Here is a 14,003-nt window from a genome sequence, read left to right as displayed (position 1 = left end):
GTGCTCTGCATTTGCGCTGACTCAAAGATAAAGCCGGCGCGGGGCGCCGGCTTGTCGTTTTCCTACTGCTCAGACGCTCAGGTGGCCGGGCGGATCAACATATGTTTCTTCTTACCGAGCGAGAGCTTGATGACGCCATCTGCGGTGACCTCATCGGTGCCGATGATCTTGCGCTCGTCGCTGATGGGCTGGTCGTTGATACGTACTGCGCCACCCTGAACGTGCCTGCGAGCCTCGCCGTTCGAACCGGCAAGACCGGCGCGCACGATCAGAGCCAGAAGGCCGATGCCAGCGTCGAGTTCGGAGGAGGGAACATCGATCGACGGCAGATTTTCCGACAGACCGCCTTCCTCGAAGGTCTTGCGGGCGGTTTCGGCGGCCTGCTCGGCTGCGGCGCGGCCGTGAAGGATCGCGGTGACTTCGGTCGCGAGGATTTTCTTGACTTCGTTCAGTTCCGAACCCGCAACGGCGGAAAGCCGCGCGATTTCGTCCATTGGCAGCGTGGTGAACAGCTTGAGGAAGCGCGGAACGTCCGCATCCTCGGTGTTACGCCAATATTGCCAAAAATCATAAACAGGCAGCAGGTCGGCATTGAGCCAGACGGCACCGGAAGCCGACTTGCCCATTTTGGCGCCGGAGGAGGTCGTCAGCAGCGGCGAGGTCAAAGCAAAGAGTTGCTTGGTCCCCATGCGGTGACCGAGATCGATGCCATTGACGATATTGCCCCACTGATCCGAACCGCCCATCTGCAGGCGGCAATCGTAACGCTTTGCCAGTTCGACGAAATCGTAGGCCTGCAGGATCATGTAGTTGAATTCGAGGAACGACAGCGACTGTTCCCGGTCAAGCCTCGTCTTCACGCTGTCGAAAGACAACATGCGGTTGACGGAAAAATGCCGGCCGACATCGCGCAGGAATTCGAGATAATTCAGCGAGCGCAGCCATTCGGCATTGTTGATCATCAAGGCCGCGTTGCCGGGCTTGTTGTAGTCGAGGTAGTTCGAGAAGCAGCGTTTTATCGAGGCGATATTTTCCTCGATCATGTCGATGGTCATCAATTTGCGGGCTTCCTCCTTAAAGGAGGGATCACCGACCATGCCGGTGCCGCCGCCCATCAAGGAGATCGGCCGATGGCCGGTCGCCTGGAGCCAGTGCAGCATCATGATCTGGGTGAGATGGCCGACATGGAGGCTCGATGCCGTGGGATCATAGCCAATATAGGCCGTCACGGTTTCCTTGGCGAAGAGGTCGTCGAGGCCGGCTTCATCGGAAATTTGATGAATGAAGCCGCGCTCTCGCAGGGTGCGGAGGAAATCGGATTTGAACTCAGCCATGATCTTGGTCTCTCGAGGCCGCAACCCTGAAGGATGCGGCGAAGTCGCTATTGTTTGACGTTGGGCGCGCGTTTAGCACCGATTTGGCGACGCGTCATCATTTTGCTGGGAACAGACGACAAGTTTCGGCACATGTCGTAGGGCGGCGCGTTTGTAAACGGACGCCTCTCAACGTCAATAGACCGTAACATGGCCGCGAATCTGCCTGGAATAAGTCCCGCATTCGCCCGAATCGAATCCTAGGCATTTTCTCATTGATCCCGTACGCACCTCATGTTTCGTGAAAGAAACCGGTATGTCGCCTCTGCTTTCGAAGATGGGATTGTCATCCAAAAAGACGATCTGGGCATTTTTTTCCATGATGTTGGTTTTGGTCGGTATTGCTGCTGCGAATCCGGCCGAAGCTCAGGGTTCCCCTGAAAAGAGAATAGCGCTTGTCGTTGGTAACGCCGCCTATACGGTGGGCGCGCTTCCGACACCGGCCAATGATGCCGGCTTGATCGCGCAAACGCTGCAGGCCGCGGGCTTCGATGTGATCGGCGCGCGCGATCTCGATCAGAATGGCTTGCGCGATGCCATGCGCGACTTTCTGACGAAAGCCAACGCGTCAGGCCCTAACACCGTCGTCTTTGTCTATCTGGCGGGCTACGGGGTTCAATATCAGGGCGACAATTATTTCGTGCCTGTGGATGCGCAGATCGCCAATGCCACGGATGTCCCCCTCCAGGCAGTCCGCGTGAGCGACTTCACAAAGTCGCTGTCGGCCATCAACAATCGTGGCAGCATCGTCGTGCTCGACGCGGCTAGAGCCAATCCGTTCGTGCAATCAAGTCAGCCGCTGGCCGGCGGTCTGGTGCTGGTCGATCCCGATGCCAATCAGCTAATTGCCTTCAATGCGGCGCCCGGCACGGTCGCACCGCAGGAGGCCGGTCCCTATGGTTCCTATGCGCATGCGCTGGCGGAGATGATCCGTGTTGGCGGCCTTTCGCTTGATGAGGTCTTCGATCGCACACGGTTGCGGGTCGGTGACTTGACCAAGGGTGCCGAAATTTCCTGGGATGCCACCAAGTTCAAGAACGCCTTTACTTTCTTCGATCGCGGACCGAATGCGCCGGCTGCTGCGGTGGCGAGCACCGAGGATGTGGCAAACCGGACGAAGCCCATTCGCGATTTCGACGAGCGTGATGCCTATTTCGCCGCGCTCGATCGCGACACGCTGCAGGGCTATGAGGATTTCCTCGCCGCCTATCCGAACGATTCTATGGCAAGGCGTGTGCGCGCCATCATCGCTGCCCGCCGAGAGGCGATAACCTGGCGCGAGACATGGCGAGCCGACACCCCGGAGGCCTATTGGTCCTATCTGAGGCGTTATCCGCGCGGTCCCCACGTCTGGGATGCCCGCCGCCGTCTCGAGCATTTCGAGGCAGCCCTTGAACCACCGCCTTCCTTCACCGTTATAGAATATGACGTGCCGCCACCGCCGCCGCCGGAAGTGGTCTATGTCGAGCGGCCTGTGCTTTATTTTGATGATGCCGATTTCGGGTATGCCCCGCCGCCGCCCGTCGTCTTCCTTGCGCCACCGCCGCCGGATTTCGTCGAGTTAGCGCCGCCGCAGCCCGCGGTCGATCTGTATGTGTTGCCGGCACCGGTCTTCGTTCCGGTCCCTGCATGGGTCGAACCGCCACGCGATATCGCGCCGCCCGAGAACAATGTCATCTTCAACAACATCCACAATACGGTCGTGAACAACACGACGGTCATCAACAACACTGTGATCAACGAGAACGGGGCGACACCCGCAGCACCTGGGCTGACGACAGGTCAGAAACTCGCCGGCGCGGCCGTTATCGCCGGAGCAGGGGTTGCAGCACTGCATGTTGCCCTGCCGCCATCGGTACAGAAGAAGGCGGCAGTTATACAAAGGCAGAATCCCGCCGCGGCCGCTAAGACGATGCCTGGAGTTGCTCCAGCGGCGCCGGCGTCGCCGCAGCCGCAAGGCGGAAACGCCGCTGCCCACGTGCTTCCCGGCGCCAATGGTCAGCCGCTGCCGGCTGGTGGCAAGCTGCCCGTCAATCAGGGAACGGCTCAGACGAAGCCGGGGCAATCGCCGCAAGCTGTGCCGAATGCGGTGCATAATCCGTCTGTTGCCACTCAACCCGCCCAGCAAGGCACAAATGCCAATGCGCACGCGCTTCCGGGCGCGAACGGTCAACCTCTGCCAGCCACGGGCAAGCTGCCGGTCAATCGTGGCGCAGTGCAGACCAAACAGGCTCAACAGCCTCAGGCTACGCCGAACGCCAATACACATGCGCTTCCCGGTGCAAAGGGACAACCGCTGCCGGCTGTTGGCAATGCGCCTGCCATGAAGGGGCAAAACCAGATTGCCAAGACCCCCGCACCGCAAGCAATGCCGGGCGGCAAACCGAATCCGGTCGCCGCTGCACCGAAACCCAATGGGCATGCTCCGGCAGCGCCGGCTGTTGCCGCCAGAACTCCGGCGAAGCCCAAGGCGATCCCCAACAATCCACCTCGTGTCAGCAGTCAGCCTCATGTCGCTGCCACGCCGTCGCGGCAAGCCAATCCGGCTCCGGCGCAGCCCAAACCCGCGCCGCATGTGGTGGCACAGGCGAGGGCGCCAGCGCCGAAGCCGCAGGCCCAGCCCAGGCCGCAACCGCAACTGAAGGTTCTACAGCAGCAGGTGAAGAGACCTCCTCCGCCTCCGCCGCAGAAGCCTCGTGAAAAGAAGAAGTGCGGCGCTCCCGGCCTGCCGGCATGTCACTGACGGATGATATCAAGCGATAATCTCAAGGCCCGCCTCGGCGGGCCTTGGCATGCGATATTGCCGCTTAATCGGCTTGTTGAAATCAGGCCAAGCGGTTAGCACTGACCGGCCGGTCGTCAATCGGCCCTGACATACGTATCGCGGCAGGCTGCAAATCCATCACGAAAATAGGCAGGCAGATGAGTGACACCATCATACTCGAAACCGCACGCCTCGTTCTGACGATGTGGGACAAGGGTGATGCCGAAATGATTCGGCAATTGCATTCGACGATCGAGACCACGCGCTATCTCTCAGGCGCGGCTCCCTGGACGCTGGAGAAGGCCGAGGAGCGGCTGAAAAGTTGGTTCGATGAACATGCGCGCGACGGTGTGACCAAATATAAGATGCTGCGGCGCGAGGATGGACGCTTTATCGGCCGTGCCGGGTTCTCGCGTTTTCATCAGGAAAGCGGCAGGGGCGAGTTCGAGCTCGGCTATTCCATTCAGAGGGACGCTTGGGGCAACGGCTATGCGACGGAGATTGCCGGCGCATTGGCGCAATGGTTCTTCAAGCGTGGCTTTGCCCGGCAATTCATCGCCTTCACGCATCCGCAAAACGTCGCATCGCAGCGTGTTTTACGGAAGATCGGCATGCGGGATTACCCGTCGATGACGATCGACGGGATCACTTGCCCGACTTTCAGAATGGCTCGATAACGGCCGTCTCGTTAGCGAATGCGCTTGGCAGCCGGTTCCGGCACTAATTCGCCATTCAGGCGACGATCGAGATAATCCTCGCATTCGCCGAGCAGCGTTTCGACCTGACCGTTGAAGAAGTGGTTGGCACCCGGAACCACCTTGTGCGTGATCAGGATGCCCTTCTGTGTCTTCAGCTTCTCGACGAGGCCGTTGACGTCCTTTTCCGGAGCAACCTTGTCCGCATCGCCGTTAATGATCAGGCCGGACGAGGGGCAGGGTGCGAGGAAGGAGAAGTCGTAGATATTCGGCTGCGGCGCGATCGACATGAAGCCTTCGATTTCCGGACGGCGCATCAGAAGCTGCATGCCGATCCAGGCGCCGAAGGAGTAGCCGGCAACCCAACAGCTCTTCGAATCAGGATGAAGGCTCTGAACCCAGTCGAGGGCCGACGCCGCATCGGAAAGCTCGCCGGCGCCGTGGTCGAACTCGCCCTGGCTGCGGCCGATGCCGCGGAAATTGAAGCGGAGCGTGGTGAAGCCGCGCTTCTGGAACATATAGAAGAGCTGGTAGACCACCTGATTGTTCATCGTACCGCCGAACTGCGGATGGGGATGAAGGATAATCGCGATCGGGGCGCTCTTTTCCTTGGAGGGCTGATAGCGGCCTTCAAGGCGACCCGCGGGGCCGTTGAAAATTACTTCGGGCATCGATACTCCGGCTCTTCTTTTTCTGCGTTCAAACCCTACGGCACGCAGCAAGTTGACTTGACGAATGCGCTCATCTTTTCTAGAACGCAGTTTAGAACAATTCGAAACTTGATGCGGTGGTCCGCGCGTTGTTTGCGCAACGGTTTGTGGAACGTGTCATAAGGCATGCCCGGCTGAAATTTCAAGGAAAATGAGCCGGTCGCAGCAAAGCAAAGTCGCGCAGGAAGAAGATTATGGCGGCAGCACGCCTCTATCTCGACTGGAATGCTACCGCACCGCTTCATCCGGCGGCGCGCGAAGCCATGCTGCGCGCAATGGATATTCAAGGCAACCCCAATTCTGTTCATGGCGAAGGTAGAGCAGCCCGCGCGGCTGTCGAGGCTGCACGCCGGCAGGTTGCAAGATTGACCGGCGCCGCACCCGCCCATGTCGTTTTTACGAGCGGCGCCACCGAGGCGGCCAATATGGTGTTGACGCCAGAATTCCGCATGGGGCGGACGCCGCTTCTCGTCAGCCATCTATATATATCGGCCGTCGAGCATCCAGCCGTGCGCGAAGGCGGGCGATTTGCCAGGGATGATGTCAGCGAAATACCGGTGACATCGAACGGTATGGTCGATCTTGCCGCGCTGGAGGCCATGCTCGCTGCGCATGACAAGGCGAGCGGCTTGCCGATGGTTGCCATCATGCTCGCCAATAACGAGACCGGAATTCTCCAGCCTGTCGGCGAAGCGGCCAAGCTCGTTCAGGCCGCGGGCGGCCTTCTTGTGGTGGATGCCGTTCAGGCGGCAGGCCGCATTCCGCTCGATATCAATGCGATCGGCGCGGATTTTCTGATCGTCTCCTCCCACAAGATCGGCGGTCCAAAGGGTGCCGGCGCGCTCGTCTCGCGCGGCGAGGTGCTGATGCCGAAACCGTTGATCCACGGCGGCGGCCAGGAAAAAGGCCATCGCTCCGGCACGGAAAACACGCTTGCCATCATCGGATTCGGTGCGGCTGCCGAGGCTGCTGCCGCAGACTTAGAGGTTCGTAATGCCGCGATCGGTTCGTTGCGCGACCGGCTGGAAGCGGGCATGGAACTTGCAGCACCGGATGTCATCATTCATGGAAAGAATGGCCCACGCGTTCCGAACACCAGCTTCTTCACGCTGCCGGGACTGAAATCCGAAACGGGGCAGATCGCCTTCGATCTGGAGGGCGTGGCGATTTCTGCCGGCTCAGCCTGCTCGTCGGGCAAGGTCGGCGAGAGTCATGTGCTCGTGGCGATGGGATGTGACCCGAAACTCGGGGCTCTCCGCATTTCGCTGGGGTCGACTACAATCGAAGCGGATATCGATCGCGCAATCGCTGCTTTTGCCCGCATTGCGGGAAGACGCAAGCTGGCGGGCGCGGCGGCCTGACGGCCACAATTTTGCGGAAACCGAAATTTCCGCTTGCCAAGCGGGGTGAAAAGTCCCTTCTGGCCGACTACATAGAAGGCAGACATAAGTCTGCCGCAACGTTGACAAGCTGCCGGACCTTGGATCCGGCGAGATTGGAGAACGAAATGCCTGCAGTCCAGGAAACGGTCGATCAGGTTCGCCTGATTGACGTGGACCAATACAAGTATGGTTTTGAGACCATCATCGAAATGGACAAGGCTCCCAAGGGTCTGTCCGAAGACATTGTCCGTTTTATTTCCGCGAAGAAGCAAGAGCCGGAATGGATGCTGGAATGGCGTCTTGAGGCCTATCGCCGCTGGCTGACGCTGGAAGAGCCGACATGGGCGCGCGTCGACTATCAGAAGATCGACTTCAACGACATCTACTACTACGCCGCGCCGAAGAAATTCGCCGGTCCGAAGTCGCTCGACGAAGTCGACCCGGAACTCCTGAAAACCTATGAGAAGCTCGGCATTCCATTGCGCGAGCAGGAGATCCTTGCCGGCGTCGAGAAGCCGAAGATCGCCGTCGATGCGGTGTTCGATTCTGTCTCAGTCGTCACCACCTTCAAGGAAGAGCTGAAGAAGGCCGGCGTGATCTTCATGTCGATCTCGGAAGCCATTCGCGAGCATCCGGATCTGGTGCGCAAGTATCTCGGCTCCGTCGTGCCGACCTCGGATAATTTCTATGCGACGCTGAATTCGGCCGTCTTCACGGACGGTTCGTTCGTCTTCGTGCCGAAGGGCGTTCGTTGCCCGATGGAACTATCGACCTACTTCCGCATCAACGAGAAGAACACGGGCCAGTTCGAGCGCACGCTGATCATCGCCGAAGAAGGTGCCTATGTCTCCTATCTCGAAGGCTGCACGGCGCCGCAGCGCGACGAAAACCAGCTGCATGCCGCCGTCGTCGAGCTCGTTGCGCTCGATGACGCCGAGATCAAGTATTCGACGGTGCAGAACTGGTATCCGGGCGACAAGAACGGCAAGGGCGGCATCTACAACTTCGTCACCAAGCGGGGCGATTGCCGCGGTCATCGCTCCAAGATCTCCTGGACGCAGGTCGAGACCGGCTCTGCCATCACCTGGAAATATCCGTCCTGCATCCTGCGCGGCGATGACAGCCGCGGCGAGTTCTACTCGATCGCCGTTTCCAACGGTCATCAGCAGGTCGATAGCGGCACCAAGATGATCCACCTCGGCAAGAACACGTCGAGCCGCATCGTCTCGAAGGGCATCGCCGCCGGCGTCTCGCAGAACACCTATCGCGGCCAGGTTTCAGCTCACCGCAAGGCGTCGAACGCGCGTAACTTCACGCAGTGCGATTCACTGCTGATCGGTGACAAGTGCGGCGCCCATACGGTGCCCTACATCGAGGCAAAGAACTCGACGGCGCAGTTCGAACATGAAGCCACGACGTCGAAGATTTCCGAAGACCAGCTGTTCTACTGCCTGCAGCGCGGCATCCCGACCGAGGCGGCGATCGCGCTGATCGTCAATGGCTTCGTCAAGGAAGTGCTGCAGGAGCTGCCGATGGAATTCGCCGTCGAAGCGCAGAAGCTGATCGGCATCTCGCTCGAAGGTAGTGTTGGCTGACGCACCCGAACCAGAATTAGCTTTGGCGCGCCGTGCGCGCCGCACCTTCATTCCTGCGATAGGATACTAAAATGCTTGAAATCAAGAACCTGCACGCCCGTATCGCCGAAGACGGCACTGAGATCATCCGTGGTCTGAACCTGACCGTGAAGGCTGGCGAAGTCGCCGCCATCATGGGCCCGAACGGCTCGGGCAAGTCGACGCTCTCCTACATCCTCGCCGGCCGTGAGGACTATGAAGTCACCGAGGGTGACATCCTTTATAACGGCGAAAGCATCCTGGAGCTTGACGCCGCCGAGCGCGCCGCCAAGGGTATCTTCCTGGCCTTCCAGTATCCCGTGGAAATTCCCGGCGTTGCCACCATGCAGTTCCTCAAGGTTGCTCTGAACGAGCAGCGCAAGGCACGCGGCGAAGACGAACTGACGACACCGGATTTCATCCGCCGCGTCAAGGATGCTGCCGGCAAGCTGCAGATCAACATGGACATGCTGAAGCGCCCGCTCAACGTCGGCTTCTCGGGCGGTGAAAAGAAGCGCGCCGAAATCCTGCAGATGGCGCTGCTCGAGCCGCAGCTTTGCGTGCTCGACGAAACCGATTCCGGCCTCGACATCGATGCGCTGAAGATCGTCGCCGATGGCGTCAACGCGCTACGTTCGCCCGATCGCGCCGTGATCGTCATCACCCACTACCAGCGCCTGCTCGACTATATCGTTCCGGACACCGTCCACGTTCTCTACAAGGGCCAGGTGATCAAGTCCGGCGACAAGACGCTGGCGCATGAACTGGAAGCCAACGGCTACGCCGACATCATCGGTGCTGCAGCCTGATCGAGGCGGAAAGGACACGTCGATGAACATTCAGACGACGAACCGCCTGACATCAGCCGAAACGGCGCTGATCGAGGCGTATAACGACCAGATGGGCGACCTGCCTGGCGACGGCGAAGTTTTTGCCGTCCGCGATCGCCTGCTGGACGAGCTGAAGACCGCCGGCCTGCCGACGCGCCGCGTCGAGGCTTGGCATTACACCGATTTCAAGAACCTGCTGCGTCTGGTCCCGAGCGATATCGGCAAGGGCCTTGCCGAAGCGTTGCCGGCGACGGTCGAAGGGTCGCCTGTCATTGCGGTTCTGCAGGGCAAGGCAAGTGATAAGGCTTCGGTGAAGAATTTGACCGTTGCGCGCTACGCCGACAGCTTGATCAACGGCGCGGCCGCCGTCGGCCTCGAAGCGCTCGGCAAGGATGACGCCATCGGGCGCATCAATGCGAGCTTCGTGCGCGATGGCTACGTCATCGATTTCCCCGATGGCACCGAACTCGATGCGCCGCTGGAAGTGCAGTTCATCCATGCCGGCGGCCAGATCCACAGCCGTCTGCCTGTTACCTTCGGCGCTGACGTCAAGGCGACCTTTATCGAGCGTCATCAAGCGGTTGAGGGCGCGGCTGCGCTGGTTTCCTCGGTCAGCGAAATCAAGATCGGCAAGGGTTCTGAAATCACTTGGATCATCCTGCAGGAGCAGGGCAGCGAAGACACCCATCTCGGCCAGCTTCGCATCGATCTTGGAGAAGACGCCAAGCTGAAGCTGTTCGTCATCAACGCCGGCGGCAAGCTGGTGCGCCAGGAACTGTATATCAAGGTAGCAGGCGAGGGCGCCGATCTGACGCTGCGCGGCATCAACCTGCTCGGTGGCGATACCCACACGGACGTGACGATGGTACTCGGCCATGACGTTCCGAACACCGGTTCCACGGAAGTTATCCGTAATGTTGTGTTCGATCGCGCTCGCGGCGTCTTTCAGGGCATGATCCGGGTCGCACCGGATGCGCAGAAGACCGACGCCAAGATGGCTTGCAACACGCTGCTGATGTCCGACGATGCCGAGTTCTCGGTGAAGCCCGAGCTTGAAATCTTCGCTGATGACGTGCAGTGCGGCCATGGCGCCACTGTCGCGGATATCGACGGCAACCATCTCTACTACCTGATGGCGCGCGGCATTCCGGAGAAGAAGGCGCGCGCCATGCTCGTCAACGCCTTCGTGGCCGAGATCGTCGAGGAACTGGAAGACGAAGCCCTCGTCGAGGCGCTGGAAGGCGTTATTTCGGCCTGGCTGGAAAAGCACGCCTGATTGGAGGCAAAGCTCGTGGACAAGATCGTGCCGGCAACGGCCTATGACGTCGAAGCCATTCGCCGGGATTTTCCGATCCTGGCGAAGACGGTGCATGGCAAGCCGCTGGTCTATCTCGACAATGGCGCCTCCGCGCAGAAGCCGCAGGTCGTCATCGATGCCATTTCGCATGCCTATTCCAACGAATATGCGAATGTGCATCGCGGCCTGCACTTTCTGTCCAATGCTGCGACGGAGGCCTATGAAGCGGCTCGCGAAAAGGTGCGCCGCTTCCTGAATGCGCCGTCGGTCGACGACATCGTCTTTACCAAGAACTCGACGGAAGCGATCAACACGGTCGCCTACGGCTGGGGCATGCCAAAGATCGGCGAGGACGACGAGATCGTCGTCTCGATCATGGAGCATCACTCCAACATCGTTCCCTGGCATTTCATCCGAGAGCGGCAAGGCGCGAAGCTGGTATGGGTACCCGTCGACGACGAGGGCGCGTTCCATATTGAGGATTTCGAAAAGAGCCTGACGGAGCGCACGAAGCTCGTCGCCATCACACATATGTCGAATGCGCTCGGAACTGTCGTTCCTGTGAAGGAAGTGTGCCGCATCGCGCATGAGCGCGGCATTCCAGTCCTGATCGACGGCTCGCAGGGTGCCGTGCATATGCCTGTCGACGTGCAGGATATCGACTGCGACTGGTATGTCATGACCGGCCACAAGCTCTATGGCCCTTCGGGTATCGGCGTTCTCTACGGCAAGAAGGAGCGGCTTGCCGAGATGCGGCCGTTCCAGGGCGGCGGCGAGATGATCTTCGATGTCACCGAGGAAAACGTCACCTATAACGAGCCGCCGCACCGCTTCGAAGCGGGAACGCCGCCGATCGTCCAGGCGATCGGCCTTGGCTATGCGCTCGATTATATGGACAGTATCGGTCGTGAAGCGATTGCTCGGCACGAAGCCGATCTTGCCGCCTATGCGGCGGAGCGGCTGCGGGATATCAATTCGTTGCGCGTCATCGGCACGGCGCCCGGCAAGGGTGGCATCTTCTCCTTCGAGCTCACGGGAATACACTCCCACGACGTCTCGATGGTGATCGACCGCCAGGGTGTCGCCGTTCGCGCCGGCACGCATTGCGCCCAGCCGCTCTTGAAACGCTTCGGCGTCACCTCCACATGCCGTGCATCGTTCGGCATGTACAATACGCGCGCCGAGGTGGATGCCTTGGCGGATGCATTGGAATATGCACGGAAATTCTTTGCCTGAGGAGGCAAGCGATGTCACTCGACGAAAGCGAACAGAAGATCGATGCGCGCGAAGGGATCGTGCATTCCAGCATCCCCGAGGATGAACTGGCGCGCCTCAGCGACGACATCATCTCTGCGCTGAAAACGGTCTACGATCCGGAAATTCCGGCCGATATCTTCGAGCTCGGTCTGGTCTATAAGATCGATATCGAAGACGACCGGATGGTGAAGATCGTCATGACGCTGACAGCACCGGGTTGCCCGGTTGCCGGCGAAATGCCGGGCTGGGTGGAAAATGCCGTCGGCGCCGTCGAAGGTGTTTCCGGTGTCGACGTCAGCATGACCTTCGATCCGCCATGGACGCCGGATCGCATGTCGGAAGAAGCGCAGGTCGCCGTCGGCTGGTATTGAAGCTTTAGGCCGCCGGCTTTACATTGAGACTCGAAGCGCCGGATCTTGACCCCGGTTGCGGAAGGAGAATGAGCCCATGGGCTTCGCAATCATGAGCATGACGGATGCGGCAGCGGCCCGCGTCAAGTCAATCGTTGAAAATTCCGGCCCCGATGCCAAGGGCGTTCGCGTCGGCATCAAGAAGGGCGGCTGCGCCGGGATGGAATACACCATCGACCTGGTGACGGAGCCGAATGCCAAGGACGACCTGATCGAGCGTGATGGCGCAAAGGTTTGGGTGGAGCCGTCTGCCGTACTTTATCTCCTCGGCACGGAAATGGGCTTCGAGACGACGACGTTGCGCTCGGGCTTCATCTTTACCAATCCGAACCAGACATCGGCCTGCGGCTGCGGCGAATCCGTCGAATTGAAACCTGCCGATCTGGCTGCTCTGGTGGCGCAACGGCAGGCTGCGCAACCCGCCTAAAGACACCTCCTGTATTTCACCTTGCTGCATTTCGTGCTTTGATCGATGGATACTGAGGGTCTTTCGTCGCCCTCGGCTGACCAGCGGCTTCGAGCCGGATGAGGTCGGGGCGCGCAAGGGGATCTTATGGCGGCATCGGCATGGGTTTACACATTGATCCCGGCGGCAGCAGCCATCGCGGGTGCCGCGGTTGCGGTGAATACGCGGCCGGGGCCTAATCTTGTCAGCGCAATCCAGCATTTTGCAGCCGGTGTCGTGTTTGCCGCCGCCGCCGGAGAAATTCTGCCTGATGTCATGCATCGCGGTTATCCCCTGGCGACGGTCATCGGCGGAGCGATCGGCGTCGGCGTGATGCTGCTGGTCAAGCAGTTGGAAAACTGGGCCAAAGGGCCGGTCGGCCTTCTCGCGGCCATCGGCATCGACATCCTGATCGACGGCCTCGTGCTCGGCATCGGCTTTGCAGCCGGCCCGAAAGTTGGCTTCCTGCTGACGATCGCTCTGACGATCGAAGTGCTGTTTCTTGGCTTGACGGTGGCGAATGAGCTTGGCGAGAGCGTTCGCTCTCGAGCCAGGATCGTCGCGACTACGGCAGCACTTGCGCTATTGCTGCCGATCGGCGCTCTGCTTGGGACGCCGATCGCTTCGTTGCCCGGCCCAGTTCTCACAGGCTTCTTCGCGTTCGGGCTGATTGCGCTACTTTATCTCGTTACCGAGGAACTGCTGGTCGAAGCCCATGAAACACCCGATCGCCCCTGGGTGACGGCTATGTTCTTTGCCGGCTTTCTCGTGCTGCTTCTGCTTGAAGAGGCGATTGGTTAGCGATGCTCGGGATTGGGAAGCGAATTCCTAGTTTGCGGCCGATATCGGCGTTAGCTTAAGGCCGAGTGCCCTGACGACCTTCAGGATCGTCGCGAATTCCGGATTCCCATCGCCGCTGAGCGCCCGGTAAAGGGCGGAACGGTTCATGCCGACATCTTTGGCGAGCTTGCTCATGTTGCGCGTGCGCGCGACTTCGCCCAGTGCCCTGGCGATCGAGGCGGGATCGTCGGTTTCGAAGGCGGCGGCGATATAGCTGTCGGGATTGTCCACGTCGAATCGTTCCGGCATAAATCTGAATTCCAAGGTCCCACCGTGGCGTCATCAAAAACGCCGCGCATCCGTTCGGACACGCGGCGTTTTCATAGACAAGTTTCACGATAGATTTATGTCTGTTTCAAGCGAAGCGACTGAACCGCTTCGCTTTTT

The 14,003-nt window shown here is 59.9% G+C and carries 13 protein-coding genes; 10 read left to right on the top strand and 3 right to left on the bottom strand.

Translation table 11 applies throughout. The features are described 5' to 3' along the window. Window positions 1–77: 77 nt before the first annotated feature. Entirely contained in the window at window positions 78–1,334 is a 1,257-nt protein-coding gene (gene tyrS / locus FHX05_RS02060; RefSeq protein WP_183870523.1) for a tyrosine--tRNA ligase, read from the bottom strand. A gap of 358 nt (window positions 1,335–1,692) precedes the next feature. Between tyrS and FHX05_RS02055 the strand changes: the two genes are divergently transcribed. Further along, window positions 1,693–4,116 carry a caspase domain-containing protein gene (locus FHX05_RS02055; protein WP_246698833.1) on the top strand — a complete coding sequence of 808 codons (2,424 nt, stop codon included), beginning with the start codon at window positions 1,693–1,695 and terminating at the stop codon, window positions 4,114–4,116. Between the two features lie 179 nt (window positions 4,117–4,295). Beyond that, window positions 4,296–4,814, top strand: a complete 519-nt coding sequence (locus FHX05_RS02050; protein WP_183870521.1) for a GNAT family N-acetyltransferase — start codon at window positions 4,296–4,298, stop codon at window positions 4,812–4,814. An 11-nt stretch (window positions 4,815–4,825) separates the two neighbouring features. Here FHX05_RS02050 and FHX05_RS02045 read toward each other — a convergent pair whose 3' ends face one another. After that, entirely contained in the window at window positions 4,826–5,503 is a 678-nt protein-coding gene (locus FHX05_RS02045; protein WP_004108794.1) for an alpha/beta hydrolase, read from the bottom strand. A gap of 233 nt (window positions 5,504–5,736) precedes the next feature. On the opposite strand from FHX05_RS02045, the gene FHX05_RS02040 reads away from it, so the two are divergent. From FHX05_RS02040 to FHX05_RS02005, 8 genes are all read left to right on the top strand, one after another. Further along, complete coding sequence (locus FHX05_RS02040; RefSeq protein ID WP_183870520.1) at window positions 5,737–6,903, top strand: cysteine desulfurase family protein; 1,167 nt, start codon at window positions 5,737–5,739, stop codon at window positions 6,901–6,903. A gap of 146 nt (window positions 6,904–7,049) precedes the next feature. Then, complete coding sequence (gene sufB / locus FHX05_RS02035) at window positions 7,050–8,519, top strand: Fe-S cluster assembly protein SufB (protein ID WP_112606458.1); 1,470 nt, start codon at window positions 7,050–7,052, stop codon at window positions 8,517–8,519. Between the two features lie 71 nt (window positions 8,520–8,590). Continuing rightward, a complete protein-coding gene (gene sufC, locus FHX05_RS02030; RefSeq protein WP_015340013.1) occupies window positions 8,591–9,346 on the top strand; it encodes a Fe-S cluster assembly ATPase SufC in 756 nt (251 codons plus the stop codon). A gap of 22 nt (window positions 9,347–9,368) precedes the next feature. Beyond that, window positions 9,369–10,643 carry a Fe-S cluster assembly protein SufD gene (gene sufD, locus FHX05_RS02025; protein ID WP_112334771.1) on the top strand — a complete coding sequence of 425 codons (1,275 nt, stop codon included), beginning with the start codon at window positions 9,369–9,371 and terminating at the stop codon, window positions 10,641–10,643. A gap of 15 nt (window positions 10,644–10,658) precedes the next feature. Beyond that, entirely contained in the window at window positions 10,659–11,900 is a 1,242-nt protein-coding gene (locus FHX05_RS02020; protein ID WP_183870519.1) for a cysteine desulfurase, read from the top strand. 11 nt (window positions 11,901–11,911) lie between these two features. Continuing rightward, complete coding sequence (locus FHX05_RS02015) at window positions 11,912–12,292, top strand: SUF system Fe-S cluster assembly protein (RefSeq protein ID WP_075850603.1); 381 nt, start codon at window positions 11,912–11,914, stop codon at window positions 12,290–12,292. A gap of 76 nt (window positions 12,293–12,368) precedes the next feature. Then, window positions 12,369–12,758, top strand: coding sequence for a Fe-S cluster assembly scaffold SufA (gene sufA, locus FHX05_RS02010; protein ID WP_112606464.1), 390 nt, complete (start codon window positions 12,369–12,371; stop codon window positions 12,756–12,758). 126 nt (window positions 12,759–12,884) lie between these two features. After that, window positions 12,885–13,577, top strand: a complete 693-nt coding sequence (locus FHX05_RS02005) for a transporter (RefSeq protein ID WP_183870518.1) — start codon at window positions 12,885–12,887, stop codon at window positions 13,575–13,577. 27 nt (window positions 13,578–13,604) lie between these two features. Here FHX05_RS02005 and FHX05_RS02000 read toward each other — a convergent pair whose 3' ends face one another. Beyond that, on the bottom strand, window positions 13,605–13,865 hold the full coding sequence (locus FHX05_RS02000; protein ID WP_183710028.1) for an addiction module antidote protein: 261 nt from the start codon (window positions 13,863–13,865) through the stop codon (window positions 13,605–13,607). Window positions 13,866–14,003: the final 138 nt, after the last annotated feature.

It is taken from the genome of Rhizobium sp. BK491 (assembly GCF_014194925.1).
GTDB lineage: Bacteria > Pseudomonadota > Alphaproteobacteria > Rhizobiales > Rhizobiaceae > Rhizobium.
This window is presented reverse-complemented; position numbering and strand designations above follow the sequence as displayed.

Bases quoted from the DNA above. Each gene is read 5' to 3' on its own strand.
- tyrS (WP_183870523.1), bottom strand. From the start codon at position 1,334: ATGGCTGAGTTCAAATCCGATTTCCTCCGCACCCTGCGAGAGCGCGGC.
- FHX05_RS02055 (WP_246698833.1), top strand. From the start codon at position 1,693: ATGATGTTGGTTTTGGTCGGTATTGCTGCTGCGAATCCGGCCGAAGCT.
- FHX05_RS02050 (WP_183870521.1), top strand. From the start codon at position 4,296: ATGAGTGACACCATCATACTCGAAACCGCACGCCTCGTTCTGACGATG.
- FHX05_RS02045 (WP_004108794.1), bottom strand. From the start codon at position 5,503: ATGCCCGAAGTAATTTTCAACGGCCCCGCGGGTCGCCTTGAAGGCCGC.
- FHX05_RS02040 (WP_183870520.1), top strand. From the start codon at position 5,737: ATGGCGGCAGCACGCCTCTATCTCGACTGGAATGCTACCGCACCGCTT.
- sufB (WP_112606458.1), top strand. From the start codon at position 7,050: ATGCCTGCAGTCCAGGAAACGGTCGATCAGGTTCGCCTGATTGACGTG.
- sufC (WP_015340013.1), top strand. From the start codon at position 8,591: ATGCTTGAAATCAAGAACCTGCACGCCCGTATCGCCGAAGACGGCACT.
- sufD (WP_112334771.1), top strand. From the start codon at position 9,369: ATGAACATTCAGACGACGAACCGCCTGACATCAGCCGAAACGGCGCTG.
- FHX05_RS02015 (WP_075850603.1), top strand. From the start codon at position 11,912: ATGTCACTCGACGAAAGCGAACAGAAGATCGATGCGCGCGAAGGGATC.
- sufA (WP_112606464.1), top strand. From the start codon at position 12,369: ATGGGCTTCGCAATCATGAGCATGACGGATGCGGCAGCGGCCCGCGTC.
- FHX05_RS02005 (WP_183870518.1), top strand. From the start codon at position 12,885: ATGGCGGCATCGGCATGGGTTTACACATTGATCCCGGCGGCAGCAGCC.
- FHX05_RS02000 (WP_183710028.1), bottom strand. From the start codon at position 13,865: ATGCCGGAACGATTCGACGTGGACAATCCCGACAGCTATATCGCCGCC.